At 65.0% G+C, this 23,676-nt stretch carries 24 protein-coding genes; 16 read left to right on the top strand and 8 right to left on the bottom strand.

What is annotated here, in order from left to right; all coding sequences use genetic code 11:
* Nucleotides 1-126: 126 nt before the first annotated feature.
* Nucleotides 127-627, top strand: coding sequence for an MmcB family DNA repair protein (locus AC07SZ_RS31880; protein WP_056570393.1), 501 nt, complete (start codon nucleotides 127-129; stop codon nucleotides 625-627).
* Between the two features lie 26 nt (nucleotides 628-653).
* Here AC07SZ_RS31880 and nhaA read toward each other — a convergent pair whose 3' ends face one another.
* The 5 genes from nhaA to AC07SZ_RS31855 all read right to left on the bottom strand — a co-directional run bounded on the left by nhaA (nucleotide 654) and on the right by AC07SZ_RS31855 (nucleotide 7,521).
* A complete protein-coding gene (gene nhaA, locus AC07SZ_RS31875; RefSeq protein WP_494917448.1) occupies nucleotides 654-1,847 on the bottom strand; it encodes a Na+/H+ antiporter NhaA in 1,194 nt (397 codons plus the stop codon).
* Between the two features lie 274 nt (nucleotides 1,848-2,121).
* Nucleotides 2,122-2,685, bottom strand: coding sequence for an ActR/PrrA/RegA family redox response regulator transcription factor (locus AC07SZ_RS31870; protein WP_010913121.1), 564 nt, complete (start codon nucleotides 2,683-2,685; stop codon nucleotides 2,122-2,124).
* A gap of 64 nt (nucleotides 2,686-2,749) precedes the next feature.
* Nucleotides 2,750-4,081, bottom strand: coding sequence for an ActS/PrrB/RegB family redox-sensitive histidine kinase (locus tag AC07SZ_RS31865; RefSeq protein ID WP_056569538.1), 1,332 nt, complete (start codon nucleotides 4,079-4,081; stop codon nucleotides 2,750-2,752).
* Nucleotides 4,082-4,107: 26 nt separating this feature from the next.
* Complete coding sequence (gene hrpB / locus AC07SZ_RS31860) at nucleotides 4,108-6,570, bottom strand: ATP-dependent helicase HrpB (protein ID WP_494917447.1); 2,463 nt, start codon at nucleotides 6,568-6,570, stop codon at nucleotides 4,108-4,110.
* Nucleotides 6,571-6,627: 57 nt separating this feature from the next.
* The gene (locus tag AC07SZ_RS31855; protein WP_494917450.1) at nucleotides 6,628-7,521 is read right to left on the bottom strand and encodes a DMT family transporter; all 894 of its coding nucleotides are present in this window, start codon (nucleotides 7,519-7,521) and stop codon (nucleotides 6,628-6,630) included.
* Here AC07SZ_RS31855 and AC07SZ_RS31850 point away from each other — a divergent pair.
* The 15 genes from AC07SZ_RS31850 (at nucleotide 7,520) to AC07SZ_RS31780 (ending at nucleotide 21,544) form a co-directional block, all read left to right on the top strand.
* On the top strand, nucleotides 7,520-8,158 hold the full coding sequence (locus AC07SZ_RS31850; RefSeq protein WP_494917446.1) for a PIG-L deacetylase family protein: 639 nt from the start codon (nucleotides 7,520-7,522) through the stop codon (nucleotides 8,156-8,158). The genes AC07SZ_RS31855 and AC07SZ_RS31850 overlap by 2 nt on opposite strands.
* A 234-nt stretch (nucleotides 8,159-8,392) precedes the next feature.
* A complete protein-coding gene (locus tag AC07SZ_RS31845) occupies nucleotides 8,393-9,724 on the top strand; it encodes an ABC transporter substrate-binding protein (protein ID WP_056569526.1) in 1,332 nt (443 codons plus the stop codon).
* 222 nt (nucleotides 9,725-9,946) lie between these two features.
* A complete protein-coding gene (locus AC07SZ_RS31840; protein ID WP_056570391.1) occupies nucleotides 9,947-10,894 on the top strand; it encodes a carbohydrate ABC transporter permease in 948 nt (315 codons plus the stop codon).
* Nucleotides 10,891-11,841 carry a carbohydrate ABC transporter permease gene (locus tag AC07SZ_RS31835; protein WP_056569523.1) on the top strand — a complete coding sequence of 317 codons (951 nt, stop codon included), beginning with the start codon at nucleotides 10,891-10,893 and terminating at the stop codon, nucleotides 11,839-11,841. Before AC07SZ_RS31840 ends, AC07SZ_RS31835 begins: the two co-directional genes overlap by 4 nt.
* A complete protein-coding gene (locus tag AC07SZ_RS31830) occupies nucleotides 11,838-12,044 on the top strand; it encodes a hypothetical protein (protein ID WP_081294931.1) in 207 nt (68 codons plus the stop codon). The genes AC07SZ_RS31835 and AC07SZ_RS31830 overlap by 4 nt, the downstream gene beginning before the upstream one ends.
* A 2-nt stretch (nucleotides 12,045-12,046) precedes the next feature.
* Nucleotides 12,047-13,159, top strand: coding sequence for an ABC transporter ATP-binding protein (locus tag AC07SZ_RS31825; protein ID WP_056569519.1), 1,113 nt, complete (start codon nucleotides 12,047-12,049; stop codon nucleotides 13,157-13,159).
* Nucleotides 13,152-14,165: an ABC transporter ATP-binding protein gene (locus AC07SZ_RS31820; protein WP_494917445.1), complete on the top strand. Its 1,014-nt coding sequence runs from the start codon at nucleotides 13,152-13,154 to the stop codon at nucleotides 14,163-14,165. The genes AC07SZ_RS31825 and AC07SZ_RS31820 overlap by 8 nt, the downstream gene beginning before the upstream one ends.
* A 70-nt stretch (nucleotides 14,166-14,235) precedes the next feature.
* Nucleotides 14,236-15,879 carry a dihydroxyacetone kinase subunit DhaK gene (locus AC07SZ_RS31815; protein ID WP_494917444.1) on the top strand — a complete coding sequence of 548 codons (1,644 nt, stop codon included), beginning with the start codon at nucleotides 14,236-14,238 and terminating at the stop codon, nucleotides 15,877-15,879.
* 72 nt (nucleotides 15,880-15,951) lie between these two features.
* Nucleotides 15,952-16,554, top strand: a complete 603-nt coding sequence (gene dhaL, locus AC07SZ_RS31810) for a dihydroxyacetone kinase subunit DhaL (protein WP_494917443.1) — start codon at nucleotides 15,952-15,954, stop codon at nucleotides 16,552-16,554.
* The gene (gene dhaM, locus AC07SZ_RS31805) at nucleotides 16,551-16,940 is read left to right on the top strand and encodes a dihydroxyacetone kinase phosphoryl donor subunit DhaM (protein WP_056569510.1); all 390 of its coding nucleotides are present in this window, start codon (nucleotides 16,551-16,553) and stop codon (nucleotides 16,938-16,940) included. Before dhaL ends, dhaM begins: the two co-directional genes overlap by 4 nt.
* Before the next feature lie 19 nt (nucleotides 16,941-16,959).
* A complete protein-coding gene (locus tag AC07SZ_RS31800; protein WP_494917442.1) occupies nucleotides 16,960-17,262 on the top strand; it encodes an HPr family phosphocarrier protein in 303 nt (100 codons plus the stop codon).
* 167 nt (nucleotides 17,263-17,429) lie between these two features.
* Nucleotides 17,430-19,004: a phosphoenolpyruvate--protein phosphotransferase gene (gene ptsP, locus AC07SZ_RS31795; RefSeq protein WP_494917441.1), complete on the top strand. Its 1,575-nt coding sequence runs from the start codon at nucleotides 17,430-17,432 to the stop codon at nucleotides 19,002-19,004.
* A gap of 11 nt (nucleotides 19,005-19,015) precedes the next feature.
* On the top strand, nucleotides 19,016-19,441 hold the full coding sequence (locus tag AC07SZ_RS31790; protein WP_056569505.1) for a hypothetical protein: 426 nt from the start codon (nucleotides 19,016-19,018) through the stop codon (nucleotides 19,439-19,441).
* Between the two features lie 32 nt (nucleotides 19,442-19,473).
* Nucleotides 19,474-20,460: a dihydroxyacetone kinase subunit DhaK gene (gene dhaK / locus AC07SZ_RS31785; protein WP_494917440.1), complete on the top strand. Its 987-nt coding sequence runs from the start codon at nucleotides 19,474-19,476 to the stop codon at nucleotides 20,458-20,460.
* Between the two features lie 70 nt (nucleotides 20,461-20,530).
* Nucleotides 20,531-21,544 carry a nucleotidyltransferase family protein gene (locus AC07SZ_RS31780; RefSeq protein WP_494917439.1) on the top strand — a complete coding sequence of 338 codons (1,014 nt, stop codon included), beginning with the start codon at nucleotides 20,531-20,533 and terminating at the stop codon, nucleotides 21,542-21,544.
* Nucleotides 21,545-21,561: 17 nt separating this feature from the next.
* Here the strand turns inward: AC07SZ_RS31780 and AC07SZ_RS31775 are convergent, their stop codons facing one another.
* Genes AC07SZ_RS31775 through AC07SZ_RS31765 form a run of 3 tightly spaced genes read right to left on the bottom strand, consistent with a single transcriptional unit; the run spans nucleotide 21,562 to nucleotide 23,436 of the window.
* Entirely contained in the window at nucleotides 21,562-22,551 is a 990-nt protein-coding gene (locus AC07SZ_RS31775) for a serine kinase (RefSeq protein WP_494917438.1), read from the bottom strand.
* Complete coding sequence (locus AC07SZ_RS31770; protein WP_056569493.1) at nucleotides 22,548-22,982, bottom strand: lasso peptide biosynthesis B2 protein; 435 nt, start codon at nucleotides 22,980-22,982, stop codon at nucleotides 22,548-22,550. The genes AC07SZ_RS31775 and AC07SZ_RS31770 overlap by 4 nt, the downstream gene beginning before the upstream one ends.
* Nucleotides 22,983-23,001: 19 nt before the next feature.
* A complete protein-coding gene (locus AC07SZ_RS31765; RefSeq protein WP_244494022.1) occupies nucleotides 23,002-23,436 on the bottom strand; it encodes a PqqD family protein in 435 nt (144 codons plus the stop codon).
* Between the last annotated feature and the right edge of the window lie 240 nt (nucleotides 23,437-23,676).

Here is a 23,676-nt window from a genome sequence, read left to right as displayed (position 1 = left end):
GGACAGGACGGGCATGGCGATAACTCCTTGGATTCGTTATCGCATAATCGATTGGGTTTGTCAAACCGATAATCGCCCGGCACAAACGGGTTCAAACCGTGAACAGAATCTGGCATGGTGCTTGTCATGCCAATCATCTCTCCCATCGCAATCAACCCTCTCATCGACGGTCGCCAGTCCGAACGCGCCATGCTGGTGCGGCGTGGCGTGCAGCGGCTGCTGATGGAAATGGGCGCGCATGTGCTGCCTGAACTGTCGCTGGCCACCGGCCGCCGCGCCGACCTCGTGGCACTGACCCGCCAGGGCGATATCTGGATCATCGAAATCAAATCCTCGATCGAGGATTTCAGGGTCGACCGCAAATGGCCGGACTACCGGCTGCATTCCGACCGCTTCTTCTTCGCCACCCATCCCGGCGTGCCGGCCGAGATATTTCCGGAGGAGTGCGGCTTCATCCTGTCCGACGGCTACGGTGCCGAAATCATGCGCGATGCGCCGGAGCACCGCATGGCGGCGGCGACGCGCAAGGCGCTGATGCTGCGGATTGCGCGCGCCGGTGCCTCGCGGCTATTGGCGGCGGAACTGGCCGGCGTCTCGGTGCCGGTTCTGGAAGGGGAAAGCGAGTAGTTCGCGGGCCCGCGCGGCATGCGCCGCTACTCGTCACCGCCCTCCGCTCCAGCAGCAGGCGCCATCAGCAGCACGGCGGCGCCGAGGATGGCTGCGATGAAGGAGCCGGCGAGAATGCCGACCTTGACCGCGTCCTGCAGGGCCACGTCGCCGGCGAAGGCAAGCAGGCCGATGAACAGGCTCATGGTGAAGCCGATGCCGCAGAGCAGCGAGATGCCGAGCATGTGTGACCAGCCGGCATGGGCCGGCAAGTCGGCCAGGCCAAGCCTTATGGCAAGCGCGGACGAGCCGAGCACACCGACGAGCTTGCCGACCACCAGGCCGGCGGCGACGCCCAGCGTCAACGGCTCGATCAGCGCGCCAAGGCTAAGGACGGCGAGCGAAACGCCGGCATTGGCAAAACCGAAAATGGGGATGATGACGAAGGGCACGATCTTGTGCAGGCCATGCTCCAGCCGGTGCCGCGGCGAATGGTCGAGGTCGTGGCCGATCCCGGCCGCGCGTTCGAGTGGGATGGTCAGCGCCAAGGCGACGCCGGCAAGCGTGGCGTGGACACCTGATTTCAGCACCAGCACCCACAGGATGGCGCCGAGCACGAGATAGGGCACCAGCGTCATCACCCGCATGCGGTTGAGCACGACGAGCACGGCAATGACGGCGAAGGCGGCGCCGAGATAGGCCAGCGACAGGCCGCTGGTGTAGAAGATGGCGATGATGATGACGGCGCCGAGGTCGTCGATGATGGCGAGCGCGGTGAGAAAAACCTTCAGCGAGGCCGGCACGCGGCTGCCGAGCAGCGACAGCACGCCGAGCGCGAAGGCGATGTCGGTGGCGGTCGGGATCGCCCAACCGGACAGTGCGGCCGAATTGTCGCGGTTGATGGCGACATAGACCAGCGCCGGAACCAGCATGCCGCCCGCCGCCGCGATGCCAGGCAGGACACGGCGCGGCCATGTCGAAAGCTGGCCATCCAGCATCTCGCGCTTGATCTCCAGCCCGACGAGCAGGAAGAACACCGCCATCAGCCCGTCATTGATCCAGTGCGAGACGCTGAGCGGGCCGAGATAGGCGTGGAGCACGGAGAAATAGGTTCCCGACAGCGGCGAGTTGGCGACGATCAGGGCAAGGGCCGCCGCCACCATCAGGACGATGCCGCCGGCTGCTTCGCTATCGAGAAATTCGCGGAAGACGGAAACCGGCCGCTGTTTCAAGTCCTGCATGTCGCCTCCGTTATACTCTGCCAAATGCCCTTACAGACGTTTGCGCTGCCCCCTCACCTGCCTGCCGGCATCCTCTCCCCGTATAGTGACGGGGAGAGGGGGCGCTGTCATTGGCCGATTTCGCCAACCGCCGACGTCACAGGACGGGCGCCGACATTGCGGCCAGCTTCTTTCTCCCCGTCGCTATACGGGGAGAAATGCCCGGCAGGGCAATGAGGGGCGGCGCCTGCTTCGTCAATTGGCATCGTCGCCATGGGTCGAACCCGGTCCGATCCTAGCGCGGTGCGCGCTTGGCCAGTATCCGCTGCAGCGTGCGGCGATGCATGTTGAGCCGGCGAGCGGTCTCGGAAACGTTGCGCTCGCACATTTCGTAGACGCGCTGGATGTGCTCCCAGCGAACGCGGTCGGCCGACATCGGGTTCTCCGGAGGCGCGGCGCGTTCGCCCGAGGTGCGGGTCAGCGCCGCGAAGATGTCGTCGGCGTCGGCGGGCTTCGACAGATAGTCGACGGCACCGAGCTTCACGGCGGTCACCGCGGTGGCGATGTTGCCGTAGCCGGTCAGAATGATGGTGCGGGAGTCCTCGCGCTTCTCGCGGATGGCGGCGACCACGTCGAGACCGTTGCCGTCGCCGAGCCGCATATCGACCACGGCGTAAGCCGGCGGATTGGCGCGGGCCTTGCCCACGGCCTCCTCGACACTCTCGGCGGTCTCGACCACGAAGCCCCTGGTTTCCATGGCGCGGGCCAGACGGGTGAGGAACGGCTTGTCGTCATCGACGATCAAAAGCGAGGTGTCTTCGCCTTCAACCATTGCGCCAATATTTTCATCGCCTGTCATTGTCTTGAAAATTCCTGCTGCCTTAATTTTACGCAGATATAGTTTTGCGCCGCTATTGTCCAATTTACGCAGTGTCAAACATGGTGGCGGGGGCCGTTTCCGGGTTCAGGAAGACTGTTCTCGGCCACGAAATCTGGACCACGGCGCCCTCGCCCAGGCCGCTTGAATTGCGGAAATCGAGCGCGGCACCCGAGCGTTCGAGCAGTGTCTTGGCAATGAAAAGGCCGAGCCCAAGGCCTCCACCAGCCTCCGTGCCCTGGCGGGTCGACATATAGGGCTCGCCGATGCGATCGATGATCTCGGGTGGAAAACCCGGCCCGTCGTCGATGATCGAAAAGGTGACGGTCGCCTCGTCCCAGCTCCAGCGCACGGTAACGCTCTTGCGAGCGAAATCGACGGCGTTCTCGACCAGATTGCCGAGGCCATAGATGACGCCGGGATTGCGGCGGCCGACCGGCTCGGGCCCGATGCGCTCGCCCGGGCGAAGCTTGATCGAGATGCCGAAGTCGCGATGCGGCGCGGTGACCTCCTCGACCAGCGAGGTCAGCGGCAGGCGGGAAAGATGCGCCTCGCCCTCGGACGACAGGCTGGTCAGGCGCTTGAGGATTTCGCGGCAGCGCTCGCTCTGCGAGCGCAGCAGCTTCACGTCTTCCCCGTATTTCGGGTCGCTGCCGAGCGCTTTTTCCATCTCCTTGGCGACAAGCGTGATGGTGGCGAGCGGCGTGCCAAGCTCATGCGCCGCGGCCGCCGCCAGGCCATCGAGCGCCGAAAGGTGCTGCTCGCGCTGCAACACCAGTTCGGTGGCGGCAAGCGCATTGGCCAGAAGCCGGGCTTCGGCGGCCACACGGAAGGCATACATGGCCGTGAAGGCGATCGAGGACAGCACCGCCATCCACATGCCGGCGACATAGATGAAAGGCATCGCCAGCGGCGCGCCTTCATACCAGGGCAAGGGCAGATGGATGAAAACCAGCAACGTCGCCGCGATCATCACCAGCCCGCCGAGAATGGCGGTCAGGCGCAAGGGCAGCGAGGTCGCCGAAATGACGACGGGCACGGTCATCAGCAGCGAGAACGGATTGGTCAGGCCGCCGGTCATGTAGAGCAAGCCGGCAAGCTGCAGGCTGTCGAAGATAAGGATGCCGAAAGCGGCTAACGGAGTGAGCCGGTGCGCGGCCGGAAAGCGGAACGCCAGGAACAGGTTCATCCAGGCCGAACAGGCGATCAGCGCGAAGCACAGGCTGACCGGCAGCGGGAATTTCAGGCCATAGGCGACGACGAGCACCGTTACGCTCTGGCCGACAATGGCAAGCCAGCGCAGCCGGATCAGCGTGTTGAGACGCAGCCTCTGGCTTTGCTGGAAATCGGGCGCACGCAAAACATTGATCATGGCCATGGATTACAGCCGCGGAGCGTCCAAGGCTAGGTCCCGCGCGGTTTAGCGCGGGCGGTAGCGGCGGCAAGCAGCGGATTCTCCGGCCAGACATGCTTGGGATAGCGCCCGCGCATGTCGGCGCGCACATCGGTCCAGGAGCCGCGCCAGAAGCCGGGCAGGTCGCGTGTCGTCTGGATCGGCCGGTGCGCCGGCGACAACAGTTCGAGCGTCAGCGGCACCGTGCCGTTGGCGATCGAGGGATGGCGGTCGAGGCCGAACAGTTCCTGCACACGAACCGCCAGCACCGGCCATTCGCCGTCATAGCGGATCGGCACATGGCTGCCCGACGGCGCGTCGAAATGCGTCGGCGCCAGGGTATCGACCTTGCGCTGGAGGTCGTGCGGCACCAGCGAGGCAAGGCCGGCCGCAAGAACCCCGGAATCGACGGCGGCCAGGGATGCGGCGCCTGACAGGAACGGCAGCAGCCAGTCGTCGAGGCGCTCGATCAACGCTTCATCCGACATATCGGGCCAAGGCGCTCCGAGGCCGCGATGCAACCAGGACAGCCGCTGACGCAGCGTCTCGGCCTCCTTGCTCCAGGTCAGCAGCGACAGCCCATGCTCGCGCAAGGCGTCAAGAATGGCGCGGTCGGCCTCGGCGCCTGAAGGAGCGGGCAACATGCGCTCCGCGAGCGTGATGGCGCCCAGGCGAACGGTCTCGCGCACCCGCACGGCGCGCCGGTCGCGATCGAAGCTCGTTTGCCGGCGCGTTTCGATCCGGTCGGCCAGCGTGGCGCGGATGTCGTCCTCGCCAATTGCTGCGGCCGCGGCGATGCGCGCGTTCTGCGCCTTGCCCTGCAGGTCGGCGACAACCAGGAACGGCTCGCCCGCCAGCGGGTCGGCGGCATCGAGCATGGCGCCGGAACCATTGGCCAGCACGAAGCGGCCGCGCTCGCCCCGCGCCTTGGCGACGCGGTCCGGCCAGGCGTGAATGAGCAAGGGACCAGCAGGAACAGCCGCGCTGTCCTTCGCGCCGCTCGCCTGTCTTGCCAACCGCTCCGCCAGCTGCCGCGCGGCGACGGCGCGCGGCGATCTTTCCGCGCGAAAGCGCATCAGCCGCCGTTCGAGGTCGGCGCCGTCGCCACCAAGGCCGCGCTCGGTCAGCAGTACGGCCAACATAGCCGCCTCCCCGGCATGGCCGCTCCTCGCCGACTCGGCGACCATATGCGCGAGCCGCACCGGCAGAGCGAGCTTGCGCATGGCCATGCCCGCTTCCGTCAGGCGGCCTGCCCCGTCGAGGGCGTCCAGCGCGCGCAGCAGCACCCTCGCCTCGTTGAGCGCCGGCGCGGGCGGCGGATCAAGGAAGGCGAGCGCCGTTGGATCGGCAACACCGAAGGCGGCGCAGTCGAGCAGCAGGCCCGACAGATCCGCCTCGAGAATTTCCGGCGGCGTGAAACCGGGAAGCGCCGCCGTCTGTTCGGCGCGCCACAGCCGGATGGCAACGCCGGCCTGCGTGCGCCCGGCGCGGCCGGCGCGTTGGTCCGCGGAAGCCTTGCTGACACGCACGGTTTCCAGTCGCGTCAGTCCGCTCGCCGGCTCGTAGCGCGGCAGCCGCGACAGGCCGGAATCGATGACGACGCGCACGCCGTCGATGGTGATCGAGGTTTCGGCGATGGACGTTGCCAGCACCACCTTGCGGCGACCGGGCGGCGCGGGCTTGATCGCGGCGTCCTGCGCCTTGCCGTCGAGCTGGCCATAAAGCGGCACGATGTCGGTGTCGGCGCCGACCTTGTCGGCCAGCCGTTCGGCCGTGCGCTCGATCTCGCGCTGGCCGGGCAGGAAGGCAAGCACGCTGCCGCTTTCGTCGGCGAGTGCGGCGCGGATCGCCTTGGCCATGGCGTCCTCGATCGGAATACCGGCCGGCCGTTCGTCGTAGCGGATGTCGACGGGAAAGGCGCGGCCCTCGCTTTCGATCACCGGCGCGCCCGACAGGAGCTTGCCGACGCGGGCGCCGTCCAGCGTCGCAGACATGACAACCAGGCGCAGATCCGGCCGCAGCGCGCCTTGCACGTCGAGCGCCAGGGCAAGGCCGAAATCACCGTCCAGCGAACGCTCGTGGAATTCGTCGAAAATGACCGCCGAGACACCGGGCAGTTCGGGATCATCGAGGATCATGCGTGCCAGCACGCCCTCGGTGACGACCAGGATCCTGGTCCGGGCCGAGGTGCGGTTCTCCATGCGCATGGCATAGCCGACCGTACCACCCGGCTCCTCGCCCAGCAATTCGGCCATGCGCCGCGCGGCAGCGCGGGCGGCGAGCCGGCGCGGTTCGAGCAGAACGATCCGGCCGCTTCCCAGCCAGGACGCGTCCAGCAGCGCCAAGGGCACCAGCGTCGTCTTGCCGGCGCCGGGCGGCGCCACCAGCACGGCGCTGTTGCCATTGCCAAGCGCTTCGCCGAGCGCCGGCAACACAGCTGTGACCGGAAGCTCCGGCAAGGGTTTCGTCTTCATCGCGCCCGCATATCAGCGGTCCCGGTCGCCGTGCAACTTTATCGCGCTAGCGCCTGGTCAAAGCCGGGTCCGCGAAAACGGGTTCCAGCGCACCGTGCCGAGCCTCACCTCCTCGCGCACCATCGTCAGCAGGCCGGAAGCGCCGACAACCGCGAGGCCAACCAGCGACAGCCAATCGGGATATTCCTGGAAGAACAGCGCGCCGAGGATGACCGCCCACACGATCTGCGAATAATGCGTCGGCGCGATCCGGTTGGCGGGCGCGTATTTGGCCGCCAGGAGCTGCATGAGCTGCCCGCCGGCGGTGAAGGCGCCGGCCATCGCCAGCCAGACGAGCTGCACGGCATTCGGCAAGGTGAAGGAGCTGGCGGCGGCGCCAGCTCCGTTGAACAGCAGGCCATAGCCGACAAGCACGCCGAGCATCGATGTGCGCTTCTCCTGCTGGGCGAGCGAGCGCAGCAGGATAACACTGGCCGCGGCGAGAAAGGCGTTCACGAAGGCGGCCAGATGGCCGAGGTTCAATTCCCGGAAACCCGGCCGCACCACCAGCATCACCCCGGCAAAGCCGGCGACCACGGCCAGCCATCGCCAGGGGCCGACCTTTTCCTTCAGGATGACGGTGGACAGGATGGTGACCAGCAAAGGCGCCAGGAAGATCAGCGCGTAGACTTCGGCAAGAGGAATGTGGGTGAAGGCGTAGACGCTGAGCACGCCCGACGCGATGCCGGCCAAGGCTCGCGCCTGCACGGCCCATGGCCGCTTCATGCGCCAGAAATCGCGCCAGCGTTCACCCGCGGGGCGGCTGAAGAACAGGAAACAGCCGGCGAACAAGGTGGAGAAGAAGCCGATCTCGAAGACGGTGAACTGTCCGCCCAGGCTCTTGATCACGGCATCGCTGCCCGAATAGCTTGCATAGGCGATCAGGGCGAGCAGGATTCCGTTCGGTACGATGGCCGCCTATGCGGCGCAAGGCGCAGAACTCACTTTTGCCGTGGCCACGGATGGTGCCAGGGGCGGCAAGAGCGATGCCAAGGTCCTCGCGCGTATCCGTCGCGAGGAAGCGACGGCGGCGGCCGCGCTGCTGGGTGCTGCACCGCGCTTCCTCGACTTTCCCGATGGCGAACTGGTGGCGGATGCAACGCTGATCGGCGCGCTGAAGGCGCTTGTACGCGAAACCGGGCCGGACCTGGTCATCACGCACGCGCCCAACGACTATCACGCCGACCATCGCGCGCTGTCGGACGGCGTGCGCATCGCGGCCTCGTTCGCGGTTCCGGTGCTGCACGCCGACACGATGGGCGGCACCGGGTTTTCGCCGACGCACTATGTCGATGTTTCCGCCTACCGGGATGTCAAGACCCAGGCGATCCGCGCGCACCACTCGCAACGGCCGGAGCAATATGTCGACAGGGCGCGCATCCAGAATGAATTCCGCGCCGGCCAGTGCAACAGCCTCCCCGGTTCACTGGCCGAGGCCTTTCGCTTCGAGCCGACATTTCCCTTCGCCGACATACGCGCCTTGCTGCCGCCCGCGCCGCCGGTCCGGCCGGTGACGCCACAACCCAACGCCATCGACCAAGCCAACTGAGCGGCTGCCGGAAAAACTCTCCGGCGGTCATTTCCCAACGATTTCAATCACCCGTTTCGTCATGTTGCGGCGCAGCAACGAATTCGCTTGCCTTGTTTAGTAAAAATTGCATCACTAAACAAATTACTAAACATCCGCGGTGCCGAGACACCGCCATGTTTAGGCCTCTGAGGAGAGAGGTTCGAGGGCTCTTGAAACCGTCATCCGGGCGCGTTTCGCAAATGGGAGGAAGACATGAAATCGAGCTTGAAACTGGCGTTGGGACTGGCCTCGGCGATTACAGCGTCGACAGCCGTCTCGAACGTCGCGCACGCTGAAGACCTGACGCTGTGCTGGGCCGCATGGGACCCGGCAAACGCGCTTGTCGAACTGTCCAAGGATTTTACCAAGGAAACCGGCATCGGCATGAAATTCGAATTCGTGCCGTGGACCAACTATGCCGACCGTTTCCTCAACGAGCTGAACTCGCACGGCAAATTGTGCGACCTGATCATCGGCGACAGCCAGTGGATCGGCGGCGCGGCCGAGAACGGCCACTACGTCAAGCTGAACGACTTCTTCGACAAGGAGAAGATCAGCATGGACGACTTCGTGCCGGCGACCGTCGTCGGCTATTCGGAATGGCCGAAGAACACGCCGAACTACTGGGCGCTGCCGGCCATGGGCGACGTCGTCGGCTGGACCTACCGCAAGGACTGGTTCTCCAAGCCCGAGCTGCAGAAGGAATTCAAGGAAAAGTATGGCTGGGATCTCGGCCCGCCGGCCACATTCGACCAGCTGAAGCAGATCGCCGAATTCTTCCAGAAGCGGCAGATCGACGGCAAGACCGTCTATGGCGCCTCGATCTACACAGAGCGCGGCTCCGAAGGCATCACAATGGGCGCCATGGATGTGCTCTACAGCTACGGCTTCCAATATGAGAACCCGAAGAAGCCCTACGAGATGGAAGGCTTCGTCAATTCGCCCGACGCGGTCAAGGGCCTGGAATTCTACAAGGCGCTCTATGATTGCTGCACCCCGCCAGGCGCCTCCAACAGCTACATGGGCGAAGGTGTCGATGCCTTCAAATCCGGCCAGGTGGCGATGCACATGAACTTCGCCTTCACATGGCCCGGCCTGCAGAAGGACGAGAATGTCGGTGGCGACAAGATCGGCTATTTCGTCAATCCAAAGGGTCCCGGCGGTGCACAGTTCGCACAGCTCGGCGGCCAGGGCATTTCGGTGGTCTCCTATTCCGACAAGCAGGAATCGGCGCTGAAATACGTCAAGTGGTTCGCCAACAAGGACGTGCAGGCCAAATGGTGGTCGCTTGGCGGCTATTCCTGCCTGAACGCGGTGGTGAAGGATCCGAAGTTCCCAGCCAGCCAGCCCTACGCGCAGGCCTTCCTCGACTCGATGGCCATCGTGAAGGACTTCTGGGCCGAGCCGAGCTACGCGCCGCTGCTGCAGGCCTCGCAGAAGCGCTTCCATGACTATGTCGTTGCCGGCCAGGGTTCGGCCAAGGATGCGCTCGACGGCCTGGTCAAGGACTGGACCCAGGTGTTCCAGGACGACGGCAAGATGTAACCGGCTCCTCCCGAGCTAAGACCCAAGAGCCGGATGATTTCTGGGCAAATCGACCAGAGATCATCCGCCTCCGGCCTCAACGAGAGAGAGCAAGATGTCGTCCGAAAACCGCCTCACACTTTTCGGCATCGTGCTCTTGGTCCCGTGCCGCCCTTGGCACGGGACGCAGTTCAGATAAATTCCATGACAGAGACGACCCAAGTGACCGAAGCAGGACTGACCATGCTCAATCGGACCGCGGAGAACGTTGCCCGGGCGACCCCGGAACCGTTGGCCCGCAAGGTCCGTGGCATCAGCGACAAGGGCCTCGCCTGGCTGTTCATCTCGCCGACGATCCTGTTGCTGCTCGCCATCAACATCTTCCCGTTGTTCTGGGCGATCTATCTGTCCTTCACCAACTACCGGGCCAATCGGCCGAACGAGGTGGTGAAGAATCTCGGCTTTGCCAATTACCAGCGCATCCTCGGCGACCAGGACATCTGGATCGCCATGCAGACGACCGCGCATTTCGTATTCTGGACCATCCTCTTGCAGACGCTGATCGGTTTCACGCTGGCCTGGCTGATCGACCGCAAGTTCCGCGGCCACGCCTTCTGGACGACGTTGATCCTGGTGCCGATGATGCTGTCGCCTGCTGTGGTCGGCAACTTCTGGCGCTTCCTCTACGAGCCGCAGATCGGCTTGTTCTCCTATGTCATCTCGTTCGTCAGCGGCATTCCGCCGACGAGCATCCAGATGCTCTCCAACGTCGAGCTGGCGCCGTGGTCGATCGTCATCGTCGACACATGGATGTGGACGCCCTACGTGATGCTGATCTGCCTGGCCGGCCTGCGCTCGATCCCCGAATACATCTACGAGGCGGCCGAGGTCGACCGCGCTTCCAACTGGCGGCAGTTCTGGTCGATCACGCTGCCGATGGCGCTGCCCTTCATCATGCTGGCGGTGCTGTTTCGCGGCATCGAGAACTTCAAGATGTTCGACATGGTCAATCTCTTGACCGGCGGCGGGCCGGGTTCGACCACCGAGGTCGCCTCGATCACGCTGAAGCGGCAGGCCTTCGAGAGCTGGCGCACCGGCTATTCCTCGGCGTTCGCCATCATCCTGTTCGTGGCGGTGTTCGGCCTCGCCAACATCTACGTCAAGGCGCTCAACAAGGTGAAGCAGAGATGAGCCTGACCACAGCCCATTCGGTCGTCGCCCCTTCGGCGAACTCGAAGCGTATCGCCGGAGCGATCATCATCGCCTATGCGCTAATCTCGATCGTGCCGCTGTTGTGGATCTTCGCCACCAGCTTCAAGACACCGCCGGATTCGATCGCCTATCCGCCCAAGATCGTCTTCCAGCCCAGCATCGAGGGCTACTGCAACCTGTTCACGACCCGGACAAGGCAGACGCCGGAATACATCAACTCGCTCGGACCGGCGACCGGCTTCTGCGACGAGACGGTGCGCAAGCGCAACATGGTGATCGCCGGCCCGTCCAACTTCCTGCCGCGCTTCGTCAACTCGCTGATCATCGCCTTCGGCTCGACCTTCTGCGCGGTGTTTCTCGGCACACTGTCGGCCTATGGTTTCTCGCGCTTCAAGGTGCCGCTCGCCGACGACCTCCTGTTCTTCATCCTGTCGACGCGCTTCATGCCGCCGATCGCGGTCGCCATCCCGATCTACCTGATGTACCGCGAGCTTGGCCTGTCGGACACGGCACTCGGCATGATCTTGCTCTACACGGCGGTCAATGTCTCGCTGGCGGTGTGGCTCCTGAAAGGCTTCATCGACGAGATCCCGCGCGAGTATGAGGAAGCGGCGATGATCGACGGCTATACGCGGCTGCAGGCCTTCTGGCGCACAGTTTTACCACAGGCGACCACCGGCATTGCCGCGACGGCGATCTTCTGCCTGATCTTCGCCTGGAACGAATACGCCTTCGCCGCACTGCTGACATCGGGCACCGCGCAGACCGCGCCGCCCTTCATCCCGACCATCATCGGCGAAGGCGGCCAGGACTGGCCGGCGGTTGCGGCCGGCACGACCATCTTCCTGGTACCGATCCTGGTTTTCACCATCCTGCTTCGCAAGCAATTGCTGCGCGGCATCACCTTTGGCGCGGTGCGCAAATGAGCATGACCAAATCAGTCAAACGCAAATCGCGCTGGCCGGCCTGGGCCCGGCGCGGCGTGATGGAAAACATCGCGACGGCGCTGATCGCCATCGGCTTCCTGATGTTGTTCCAGCCCTTCGCGCTGTCGCTCTACACCTATTCCTTCATCACCATGCTAGCCGGCACCGTGATGTTCATCATCGTCTCGAAGTTCCCGGAATAATCATGGCCGAAATCCGCGTCCAGAATTTGAGAAAGGCCTTCGGCGATTTCGTCGCCGTGCAGGATTCCAACTTCGTCGTCGAGGATGGCGAGTTCTTCGTCATGCTCGGGCCGTCGGGCTGCGGCAAGACGACGACCTTGCGCATGATCGCAGGGTTGGAACTGCCGACTGGCGGCCAGATCCTGCTCGGCGGCGACGACGTCACCATGCTGCGGGCCCGCGAGCGCGACATTGCCTTCGTCTTCCAGCTGTTCGCGCTCTATCCGCACATGAATGTGCGCAAGAACATCGGTTTTCCGCTGCTGGCACAAGGCATGCCGTCGGCCGAAATCCGCAGCCGCGTCGAGGAGACGGCAAAACTCCTGCGCATCGACCATCTGCTTAACAAATCCGTCTCCGGCCTCGCCGGCGGCGACCGCCAGCGCGTCGCGCTCGGCCGCGCCATCGTGCGGCGGCCGAAGTGCTTCCTGATGGACGAGCCGCTGGGCACGCTCGACACCGAATTCCGCGACCTGATGGTCCATGAATTGCGCGAACTGCACAACCGCATCCACGCCACCACGGTCTATGTCACGCATGACCAGATGGAGGCGATGTCGATGGCCGACAAGATCGCCGTCATGAACCACGGCGTCATCGAGCAGTTCGGCAGTCCGCGCGAAATCTACGACCGACCGGCAACCATGTTCGTCGCCGACTTCATCGGCTCGCCGCCGATGAACTTTCTGGGCTTCGGCGGCGGGCTGGCCAAGGGCGCCAGGGAAATCGTCGTCCAGGGCGCGAAAGTCACGGTGCCGGAAGTGCGCGAGGACATCGCGCCGGCCGACATGGCGCTCGGCATCCGGCCCGAACACATCCGCTTCGACGATGCCTCGAAACTGCGCGGCGCCATCTACGGCACCGAATATCTCGGCACCACCCAGATCGTCGCGGTGGAAACGGCGGACGGCATCATCAAGGCGCGCGTGCCGGCCGAAATCCGGCTCAACGCTGGCGATCATGTCGGCCTGGCCCTGAACAGCGCGCGGCTGTCGCTGTTCGACAAGGGCTCCGGCAGGGCGGTCAAAACCGCGATCCACGATACCGCCTCTCAGGGGAGAGCGCAGCATGGCTGACGTGCACATCAAGAACGTGACCAAGAGCTTTGGCGAACATGTCGCCGTCGACGGTCTCGACCTGCACATAGCCGATGGCGAATTCGTCGTGCTGCTCGGACCGACCGGGGCCGGCAAGACGACGACACTGCGGCTGATCGCCGGGCTGGAGCGCCCGGACAGCGGCACCATCGAGATCGGCGGCCACAACGCCACGACGCTGTCCCCGGCGGAGCGCGACACCGCCTTCGTGTTCCAGCAATATTCGCTCTACCCGCATCTGTCGGTGTTCGACAATCTCGCCTTCCCGCTGCGCTCACCGGCACGCAAGATACCGGAAGACCAGATCCGCCGCCGCGTCGAGGAGGTGGCGAAGATGGTGCGTATCCACCACAAGCTCGCCAACCGCTCGACCAAACTGTCCGGCGGCGAGATGCAGCGCGTCGCCATCGGCCGCGCGCTGGTGCGCAAGCCGGCGATCTATCTGATGGACGAACCTCTGTCGTCGCTCGACGCCAAGCTGCGAGCGGATCTCAGGCTCGAATTGAAGCGCATCCAGTCCGAACTCGGCGCCACCATGCTCTATGTCACCCACGATCAGATCGAGGCGATGACCATGGCCGACCGCATCGGCATCCTCGCCGACGGCGTGCTGGTGCAGATCGGCACGCCGAGGACGATCTATTCGGAGCCGGCAAACCTGCATGTCGCGGCAAGGCTCGGCCAGCCGGCGATCAATCTTCTGCCGACCGGCCTGCTGCCCGATGGCGGCGCGCCAGCGGGCACCAAGACGATCGGCGCGCGCACGGAGCATCTGACGATCGAAAAGGCGATGAATGGCCATGCCGACGGCGTCGTCGACTGGGTCGAGCATCTCGGCGACCAGAACCATCTGCATGTGACGGTGGGGCCAAGGAAACTGGTGACGCTTACCGATCCGGACACCGATCTGGCGCAAGGCGACAAGGTGATGATCCGCTATCGCTCGCCGCTCTATTTCGGCGCCGACGGACAACGGTTGATGTGAAGAGGTTCGGCGCTCCCACTGAGGGTTCACCCCGCCTTTGATTGACGATTGCGAATACGGGACGAATTCGATGAAGCACTTTTTCAACCGCCGGGAAACCATCGTCACCGAGGCGCTGGACGGCCTGTTGCGGACGATCGGATCGGGCGATCTCGCGCGCCTCGACGGCTATCCCGAGATCAAGGTCGTGCTGCGTGCCGATTGGGACAAGTCGAAGGTCAGCGTCGTCTCCGGCGGCGGCGCGGGGCACGAGCCCTCGCATGCCGGCTTTGTCGGCAAGGGCATGCTGACGGCGGCGGTCTCGGGCGAGATCTTTGCCTCGCCGAGCGTCGAAGCGGTGCTTGCGGCCATCCGCGCGGTCACCGGCCCGGCCGGCTGCCTGCTGATCGTCAAGAATTACACGGGCGACCGCCTCAATTTCGGCCTGGCGGCCGAGAAGGCGCGCGCCGAAGGTTTTCGCGTCGAGATGGTGATTGTCGGCGATGACATCGCGCTTCCCGACATCGCCCAGCCGCGCGGCGTCGCCGGTACGTTGTTCGTGCACAAGATCTCAGGCCATCTGTCGGAGGCCGGCCATGATCTGGCCGGTATCGCGGCGGCGGCGCGGGCGGCGGCAAAGGATATCGTCTCGCTCGGCATCTCGCTGTCTTCCTGCTCCATTCCCGGCCAGCCGCACGAGGAACGGTTTGGCGAGAACGATGGTGAACTCGGCCTTGGCATCCATGGCGAACCGGGCGTCGAGCGCATCGCGGTGCAAAGCGCGGACCGGCTGGTGGCGATCATGGCCGAGCGCCTGGCAGTGCTGCTCGATCCGAGGGCCAGCCATGCCTTGCTGATCAACAATCTCGGTTCGGTGCCGCCGCTCGAAATGTCGCTGGTCGCCAACGCGGTGCTCGCTTCATCACTCGCCAGGATGGTCAAGCTGACGATCGGCCCCGGTCCGCTGATGACGGCGCTCAACATGAACGGCTTCTCGCTGTCGCTGATCCGGCTCGATCCAGGGCGCGAAGCCGCCTTGCTGGCGCCGGTCGGCCCGCACGCCTGGATGCCGGCACGGCCGGTCGCGGCACCTGCCATCGTGCCGATGGCGAAGGCAGCCGGACAAAGTGCCGCGCACAGGGCCAGCCAGGATGCCGGCACCAGGCGCCTGATCGTCACGGTCTGTGAAAAGCTGATTTCCCTGGAAGCGACCTTGAACGGTCTCGACGCCAAGGCAGGCGACGGCGACACCGGCTCGACCGTGGCGACCGGAGCGCGCAGCATCCTCGATCGGCTCGACACGCTGCCGCTGGCCAATCCCGCGGCGACCCTTGGCGCCGTCGGCGACACGCTGAGCGCATCGATGGGCGGCTCCAGCGGGGTGCTGCTGTCGATCTTCTTCACGGCGGCGGCGCGGGCGCTGGACGGCGGCGCCAGCCTGCCCAAGGCGCTGCTCGCCGGACTTGAGCGAATGACCTTCTATGGCGGCGCCAAACCGGGCGACCGCACCATGGTCGATGCGCTCGAGCCGGCGCTCAAGACGCTCGACGGCAACGGCCCTGGCGAAGCAGCGATCGCGGCCCGGCGCGGAGCCGAGGCGACGGCCGCCATGGAGAAGGCAAAAGCCGGGCGGTCCGCCTATGTCGGGACCAAATTGCAGGGCGTGGTCGACCCCGGCGCCCATGCCGTGGCCGAGGTTTTCGCAGCCGTCGCCGCGCTGCTCGTCACGGCCTGACACATGCACCCGTTGTCGAATGACCGTTCTTTCGCTACTGCCGGCATGGTGAAAACCGGGAATTTGGACGACATGACGGCGTTGAACCTTGCCGGGCTGATCGCGGCAGCCGCGGATACGATTGCCGCCCATGCCGAGGAATTGACGGTGCTCGACCAGGCGATCGGCGACGGCGACCATGGGCTGAACATGAAGCGCGGCTTCGAGGCCGTGCGGGCCGAGGCTGGCGTGTTCGCCGCGAAGCCCTTGCCCGAGGCCCTGAAGGCGATCGGCACCAAGCTGGTGATGACGGTGGGCGGTGCCTCCGGCCCGCTGTTCGGCACATTGTTCATGGCGCTGGGCAAGGAGATTGCGGCGGAGCCCGATCGTGCCGATTTGACGGCGGCCTTCGGCAAGGCGATCGAAGCGGTGGCAGCGCGTGGCAAGTCCCAGGTCGGACAAAAAACCATGCTCGATGTGTTGCAACCGGTGCATGACGCCTTGGCGGGAGGCAAGACGGCGGCGGAAATCGCCGACGTCGCCGACGCCGCCGCCGAAGCGACCGTGCCTATGAAGGCGCTACGCGGCCGCGCCTCGTTCCTTGGCGACCGCTCGATCGGCCATATGGATGCCGGCGCGCGCTCGACCGCGCTGCTGGTGCGCACGTTGGGGCAAGCGATCGGGGAAAGCGCATGAGCAATGTCGGGATCGTGATCGTGTCGCATTCGCCGCTGGTCGCGGAGGGCACGGCCGACATGGTACGCCAGATGGTGGGCGACGAAGTGCCGCTTGCATGGTGCGGCGGAAACGGCCATGGCGGGCTTGGCACCAGTGTCGAGGCGATCATGGGTGCCATCGACAAGGCCTGGTCGGAGGCCGGTGTCGCCATCCTTGTCGATCTCGGCGGAGCCGAGACCAATTCGGAAATGGCGGTGGAAATGATCGGCGAGCCGCGGGCGCAGAAGATCACCGTCTGCAACGCGCCGATCGTCGAGGGCGCGGTGATGGCGGCGACCGAATCCTCCGGCGGCGCCTCGCTGAAGGAAGTGGTGGCGACGGCGCATGAATTGTCGCCGTCGTGAGTGAACGGGATTCCTGAAAATGTCCGCAGCCGCCGAAGCGACCGTCCTGATCACCCACGATGTGGGCCTGCATGCGCGTCCCTCGGTGAAGTTCACCAAGCTGGCCAAGACCTTTGCCGCCGACGTGGAAATCGCGCTTGCCGCCAACGGCCCATGGTTCGACGCCAAGAGCATCGTCAAGGTGATGGCGGCCAAGGCGCCAAAGGGCACGGTTTTGCACATCAGGGCCAGAGGCAGCGGCGCCGATGATGCCGTGCGCGCGCTGATCGACCTGGTGCAGCGCGATTTCGACGAGGACGCCGGTCATGTCCGGTCGGCCTGACGCTGGCGCGCGCCTTCGCCTGCCTGCAGGAGCGGTGTTGCGTCTCACGGAAACGCTGAACCGCTCCAGCATCTTCTTCTTGCGCAATTCCCAAGGGCGAAGCGCTATGCGCTTTGCCCGGGAAAACCGCTCACACTTTTCCTGGAATTGCTTTGGGAATGCGGGCCATGCGGATTGAGGGTGTTCCGGCCTCGGCCGGCTATGCCGAGGGGCCGTTGTTCGACCTCGACCGGCCGCCGGCCATCTATGCAAGCAAAGCCACATCAGCGGAAGAGAAGACGTCGCTGGAAGCCGCGATCGGCAAGGCGGTAAGCCGGCTTGCGGCAATAGTCGAAACCGCCGACAGCGACGCCGCCGGCATACTCGAATTCCACATCGCCATGCTGGAGGACGATGCACTGAGCGGACCAGCCTTCGCGTCGATCGCGTCCGGACGGACCGCCGACGCGGCATGGCGGGAGGCGCTCGACGCCGAGATCGCCGGCTACGAGGCCTCCGACCAGGATTATTTCCGCGCCCGCGCCACGGACCTGCGCGATATCAGGGACCAGGTGCTGCGCGCGCTGACCGAGGACGGTGGCGCCACGGCGCCGACCGGTGCCATCCTCTGCGGCGAGGACATCGCGCCGACGCGTTTTCTCGAAACCGACTGGAGCCATGGCGGCGGCATCGCGCTGAAGGCGGGCAGCACCGCCAGCCATGTCGCCATGCTGGCGCGCTCGCGTGGCGTGCCGATGGTGGTGGGGCTGCGCGAACCGCTTGCCGGTCTTGCCGGCATGGCGCTGCTCGACGCCGAACACGGCAATATCGTCCTGGCGCCCTCGCCGGCGGAGATCGGATCGTTCCGGCGGTCGTCCTCTTCCTTCACGGCCCGACAAGGCAAGGCGAGGACTTTTCTGGCACGGCCGGCTGCGACAAGAGCCGGCACGGCGGTGCGGGTGCAGGTCAACATCGCCGACCCGTCCGATGTCGACGCCCTGGATATCGCGACCTGCGACGGTGTCGGGCTGATGCGCACCGAATTCCTGTTCGGCCGGATATTGCCGGATGAGGAGACGCAGTATCGTGCTTATCGCAAGGTGCTTGAGTGGGCTGGCGACAAACCCGTGACGATCCGCACTGTCGATGCCGGCGGCGACAAGCCGGTGCCGGGCTTCACCGTCGAGGAAGGCAATCCGTTCCTCGGGTTGCGCGGGATCAGACTGTCGCTGGCGCGGCTCGACATTTTTCGCGTGCAGATCAGGGCATTGCTGCGCGCCGCGCCGCACGGCAATCTCAAGGTCATGTTTCCGATGATCGCCATCGCCGATGAGTATGAGCGCGCAGCCGCCCTGTTCGCCGAGGAACAGGCAGCCCTTGCCGCCCGCGGTGTCGCGCACAAGATGCCGCCGCTCGGCATCATGGTCGAAGTGCCTTCAGTCGCCATCGCGCCGGAAGCATTCTCCGGCGTAGCCTTCTTCTCGATCGGCTCCAACGACCTGACGCAATATGTGATGGCGGCGGCACGGGATAACGCTGCCGTGGCCCACCTCAATTCGGTCCGCCATCAGGCGGTGCTGCGGCTGATCGGCTCGGTTGTGGCCTTTGGACGGGACAACAGCATTCCCGTCAGCCTGTGCGGCGATGCCGGCGGCGATCCGGACGCGATCCCGTCGCTGCTCGAAGCGGGCCTACGCGATCTTTCCGTCGCGCCGGCGCAACTCGCCATGGCCAAGGCGGCCATTTCAGATGTTTCGGTGTAGGCACGGCTGGCATGGTCGACATCAAACCCGAACCCGGCTCCGAAGAGGCGATCCGCGCCTACAAGACGATCCTGTCGCAGGTCATCGACCAACGCCCGTCCGGCATGCGCCAGCGCCTCGCCGACGCGCTCGGCAAGCACCGCAGTTTCGTGACGCAGATCTCCAGCCCCGCCTATACGATCCCGATACCTTCGAAACATCTGCCTTCGATCTTTTCCGTCTGCCATTTCAGCCCGGCCGAGCGGGATCAGTTCCTCGCCGCTTACCACCAGGCGCATCCGGGAAAGATGTCGGTGGCCGCGGGTATGCGCAAGACCCGGCACGTTTCGCTGGTCGTTCCCGATTTCGGTGACGACAAGCAGAATGCGGCGCTCGACCGGGCCATCAACGAATTCATCCAGAAGATCACCAGCATCGCCGGCAAGGGTGGCGGCTGACTATTCCTTGCCGGGCTGTTTGGGAGGACGCCATGAAGAAATTTATGAACGCGGTGGACACGGTGCTGACCGAGAGCCTCGATGGTTTCGTGGCCGCCCATGCCGATATACTGGTGCTTGGCGAGGAGCACAAATTCGTCCGCCGCAGGACCCTGCGGCCGGGCAAGGTGGCGCTGATCTCGGGCGGCGGCTCGGGCCACGAGCCGCTGCATGGCGGCTTTATCGGCCATGGCATGCTGGATGCCGCCTGCCCCGGCCAGGTGTTCACCTCGCCGACGCCGGACCAGATGCTGGCGGCGGCGCAGGCCGTCGACACGGGCGCCGGTTGCCTGTTCATCGTCAAGAACTACGAGGGCGATGTGATGAACTTCGACATGGCCGCCGAAATGTCGGAAGGCGTCCTGCAGGTGGTGACCAATGACGACGTCGCCGTGGAGAATTCATCCTATACGACCGGCAGGCGCGGCGTCGCCGGCACGCTGGTGGTGGAAAAGATCGTCGGCGCGGCGGCCGAGCATGGCCTGGCCCTGCCCGTGCTGAAGACGCTGGGCGAGCGCGTCAACGCCGCCACCCGTTCAATGGGTGTGGCTCTGACCAGCGGCACCGTGCCGGCCGCGGGCAAGCCGACCTTCGAGATCGGCGACGGCGAAATGGAATTCGGCGTCGGCATCCATGGCGAACCCGGCCGTCGCCGCGACAGGTTGAAAGGCGCCGATGCGATCGCCGAGGAAATCTGCACCGCGATCCTGGGCGATCTTGGTGACAAGGCGACAGGCCCGGCGCTGTTGTTCGTCAACGGCTTCGGCGGCACGCCGCTGATGGAGCTCTATCTGATGTATAATAGCGCCCGCCGGATTTTCGAGAAGCGGGGCGTGACGGTAACCCGCTCGCTGGTCGGCACCTATGTCACCTCGCTCGATATGGCTGGCTGTTCGATCACGCTGACCATGCTCGATGACGAGATGACCGGCTGGTGGGACGCGCCTGTCCATACGGCGGCACTGCGCTGGGGCATGTAGGACTGGCTTCCACAGCGCTTTTCTGCAACCATCCTGGACATCCCCTCAGCGATAAGATTTGTCCGGCTTGATGCTGCCATCACTCACCTCCGCCGAAGAAAGACTGCTGCTGCGCTTCGCCGATCCGGAGGCGGCGGCAGTCGAGGACAATTTGTCGGCAAAATCTCTGTCCGCGCTGCTCGAAAATGCCGAATTCCACGGCATCCTGCCGATCATGCTGCGCAAGCTCAGGGAGCGCGGCGATGCACGCCTGCCGCCGGACGCCGGCTTGCGGGACAAGCTCGACGATTTGCGCCAGAAGGCGACGATCGCCACCGGCCAGTCGATGCTGCTGCAATATCATGGCGACCGCATCATGAAGGAGATGGCGGCGCGGGGCATTCCGGCGCGGATCGTCAAGGGACCGGTCTTCGCGCGAAAGCTCTATCGCAACGTGTCGGACAGGCCGTTCACCGACATCGACATCCTTGTCGAACCCGCCAACCTTGCGCGGGCAAACCAGGTGATCGCGGCATGCGGCTTCGAACTCGGCAGTGACGAAGCCGAATCCTGCCAGCTGCAGGAATTCAAATGGCTGGAAAAGGAGAATTCCAGCCTGCTGGTCGAACTGCATGGCGACCTGGTGCACGACACCGGCATGCGGCGGCGGCTGTCGCTGGGGTTCCGCGAACTGGGCGTCATCGACGGGGACGCGACGGACACGCCGGCAGCGCTTTTGACGATCGCCATCGTGCACGCCGCCGGCGGCCACAAATTCCACCGGCTGCAGCTTTGCGTCGACGTGCTGCAAGGGGTGCGGGCGCTGCAATCAGCCGAATCGGAGAGCCGCCTGCTCGACGCCGCCCGCATGACCGGCATCGAGCTCGAACTGGCGATCGTGCTCAATGTTACCGGCCAGTTGTTCGGCGAGGGTCGCGCGCTTGATCTCGCCGGCCGGATCAAGCCCGATCTCTCGATAAGGCTGGCCAAGCGGCTGATCACGACGAACACGCTGCTCAGGGTCAATTCCCGGGAGAAGATCGGCTCGCGTCTGCGGCGCGATGCCTTCCGCTGGATCCAGCGGGTGGCCAAGGCCAGGCCATAGGCCGCTTGAACCTGCCGTCAACCCGGTGATGTCAACGTGGCGTTTATCAGCGCCGCCGCGTCGGCCGGGCGTGCGCCCACTTCCAGGGTGAATGTCGGCACCGAGGAAACCAGCTTGCCGATCGTCGCCAGCCGGCGCCTCTGCGAGGGCAGCAGGCCGGTCATGCCGGTGCGGACATTGTCCATCGCCAACGCCACCATCGCGTCGGTCCGTGCCATGGGCACGAGCCGGGTCTCACGGTCGGCGGAGCGCGCCAGGTGAAGCAGAGCCGCCACGGGCCGGGCGATCGGGCTTTCGATGCGTACGATCTCGCCCAACCGCTGCAGCGAGACGGCCTGTTCGCCGTTGCGGTCCCATGACGGGCCAAGGCAAGGCGCAACCTGCGGGATCATCTCGGCGGTCCTCTGGTGGATCTTGACGTGGCGCGGCAAACCCCAGGCCAGGGGCTGCTTCTCCGAAGCCAGATCCAGGATCATGGCGTCGTCGGAGCAGAGACCAAAGCCTTGCGTTGCCAGCGCCAGCGACGTGGTGGTCTTGCCGGTGCCGCTTGGTGCATGGATCAGCACGATGTTGTCGTGGCCCGGCAGCGTCAGGCCGGCCGTGTGCAGCATATGCTGGCCGCCGGCGTCGAGCGCCGCGTCCAACACCAGCATCGATGGCGTCCAGGCTGCTTTCGCCCCAGGGCGAACCCGGAGTTTCGCCCACCCTTCCTCGTCATTGACGGCAACGGTCTGGCGCCCGGGAAAGATGAGATGGATGGTGCCGCCCTCAGCGACCATCCGGCAGTAGCCGTCCTCAGGTATCTCACCGTCGAAGACGAGCGATCCGCCGGGCTCTTCGTCCAGAACGTCCGCCTCGGTGATATCGAGAAGAAAGCCCGGCGCGGTATCAGCGGTGATTCGCAGGATGGCCAGCATCCTGTCGAAATCCTGCCAAAGCTCGGGGCGTTCGGCCGATATGCCGAAGACCTGGCCGTTGAGGTCGTAGCATGCTGAAGGCCTGGTCAAGCTGGGTGCACCTTTGAGGCATCGGCATGGTGGCGATAGATCTCCACCATGCCGGGAAGGCTGTCACTGACCACCGGCCTGCCATCGAGGCAGACCCAGCAATGCGCCGAGACGCGCGGCGTCCGCAGCGACTTCGGGTCGACGCCGAAACGCAGCTCCGGATCGAAGCCGGCGAAGCGCAGGAAGCGATGGCCGAGCAGGCCTTCCCGCAGGCATCTGCGGTCGCGCATCAGCCAGGGATGGCGGACAGTGCGGTTGACGCGGGCGACGATGTAGGCCGATGGCAGGCCGCGATAGGGGGTCGAGGAAGCGAGCGGGGCCCATTTCAGCACGTCCTCGAAGCTGCGCCCGGCAATGAGCGCCGGCATCAGCCGCGCGCTTGTCCAGAGATGGCAGCGAAACAGGGCACGCAGGAGCGGACCGTCAGCCATCAGGCGATACCTCTAGCCATCAAGCACCCGGGGCGGCGAGAATACCTTCCGAGACCAGATCGTTGGCCAATGCCGCCATGTCCTCATCGAGCGTATCCTTGTCGACCTCGAACTCCTCGCAAAGCAGGCCGACGATCTGATCGAGGCTGCGCGCGCCATCCACCTTGTCGAGAAAGGCTTCGGTCGTGCCGTTGCACGTATAGAGCTGGCCGCTGCGTGCCAGAAGCACGACGGCACCGTCGCCGACATGCTGGACCGAGGCGTCGTCCGCCAGCCGCAAAACCGTTCCAGAGACAATTTCCATCACCAACCCCAACAAGCCGTGCCAGAACCCGAAAATGAGATAGCGCGGCGGTGCGGCGCTGTCTATCGGCCGGCCGGAGAGATAGCCGATGCGGCTTTGCGATGGGACGGATTCCCCGCCGATCGCACAAGCGCCATCACCCGTTCCCAACCGAAAATCGCCCCAGAAATAGTCGTCGCCGTGACGCCACAGGCAAGTGCATTGACCGATGGGACCGTTGCTTTTCTTCCCTTAAGTAAGGTAAAGACTCCACGGGTTTGGGGGAGGTAGCGTATGCGTTACAACTGGGAGCGGGCTCCGACGACTTTCGAACGTCATCGAAAAGCCCTGGCGGCGGCGATTTTGATCTTCGGCGGCGTAGGCCTCATGCTCGTGGCCCTGCCGATCTAG

This window comes from Mesorhizobium sp. GW821-FHT07A06 (genome assembly GCF_059419085.1).
Note: the sequence above shows the minus strand (reverse complement) of the source record. Positions and strands in the feature narration are given on the sequence as shown.

Coding starts and splice junctions, on each gene's coding strand:
- AC07SZ_RS31880 (WP_056570393.1), top strand. CDS start 127: ATGCCAATCATCTCTCCCATCGCAATCAACCCTCTCATCGACGGTCGC.
- nhaA (WP_494917448.1), bottom strand. CDS start 1,847: ATGCAGGACTTGAAACAGCGGCCGGTTTCCGTCTTCCGCGAATTTCTC.
- AC07SZ_RS31870 (WP_010913121.1), bottom strand. CDS start 2,685: ATGACAGGCGATGAAAATATTGGCGCAATGGTTGAAGGCGAAGACACC.
- AC07SZ_RS31865 (WP_056569538.1), bottom strand. CDS start 4,081: ATGGCCATGATCAATGTTTTGCGTGCGCCCGATTTCCAGCAAAGCCAG.
- hrpB (WP_494917447.1), bottom strand. CDS start 6,570: ATGAAGACGAAACCCTTGCCGGAGCTTCCGGTCACAGCTGTGTTGCCG.
- AC07SZ_RS31850 (WP_494917446.1), top strand. CDS start 7,520: ATGGCCGCCTATGCGGCGCAAGGCGCAGAACTCACTTTTGCCGTGGCC.
- AC07SZ_RS31845 (WP_056569526.1), top strand. CDS start 8,393: ATGAAATCGAGCTTGAAACTGGCGTTGGGACTGGCCTCGGCGATTACA.
- AC07SZ_RS31840 (WP_056570391.1), top strand. CDS start 9,947: ATGCTCAATCGGACCGCGGAGAACGTTGCCCGGGCGACCCCGGAACCG.
- AC07SZ_RS31835 (WP_056569523.1), top strand. CDS start 10,891: ATGAGCCTGACCACAGCCCATTCGGTCGTCGCCCCTTCGGCGAACTCG.
- AC07SZ_RS31830 (WP_081294931.1), top strand. CDS start 11,838: ATGAGCATGACCAAATCAGTCAAACGCAAATCGCGCTGGCCGGCCTGG.
- AC07SZ_RS31825 (WP_056569519.1), top strand. CDS start 12,047: ATGGCCGAAATCCGCGTCCAGAATTTGAGAAAGGCCTTCGGCGATTTC.
- AC07SZ_RS31820 (WP_494917445.1), top strand. CDS start 13,152: ATGGCTGACGTGCACATCAAGAACGTGACCAAGAGCTTTGGCGAACAT.
- AC07SZ_RS31815 (WP_494917444.1), top strand. CDS start 14,236: ATGAAGCACTTTTTCAACCGCCGGGAAACCATCGTCACCGAGGCGCTG.
- dhaL (WP_494917443.1), top strand. CDS start 15,952: ATGACGGCGTTGAACCTTGCCGGGCTGATCGCGGCAGCCGCGGATACG.
- dhaM (WP_056569510.1), top strand. CDS start 16,551: ATGAGCAATGTCGGGATCGTGATCGTGTCGCATTCGCCGCTGGTCGCG.
- AC07SZ_RS31800 (WP_494917442.1), top strand. CDS start 16,960: ATGTCCGCAGCCGCCGAAGCGACCGTCCTGATCACCCACGATGTGGGC.
- ptsP (WP_494917441.1), top strand. CDS start 17,430: ATGCGGATTGAGGGTGTTCCGGCCTCGGCCGGCTATGCCGAGGGGCCG.
- AC07SZ_RS31790 (WP_056569505.1), top strand. CDS start 19,016: ATGGTCGACATCAAACCCGAACCCGGCTCCGAAGAGGCGATCCGCGCC.
- dhaK (WP_494917440.1), top strand. CDS start 19,474: ATGAAGAAATTTATGAACGCGGTGGACACGGTGCTGACCGAGAGCCTC.
- AC07SZ_RS31780 (WP_494917439.1), top strand. CDS start 20,531: ATGCTGCCATCACTCACCTCCGCCGAAGAAAGACTGCTGCTGCGCTTC.
- AC07SZ_RS31770 (WP_056569493.1), bottom strand. CDS start 22,982: ATGGCTGACGGTCCGCTCCTGCGTGCCCTGTTTCGCTGCCATCTCTGG.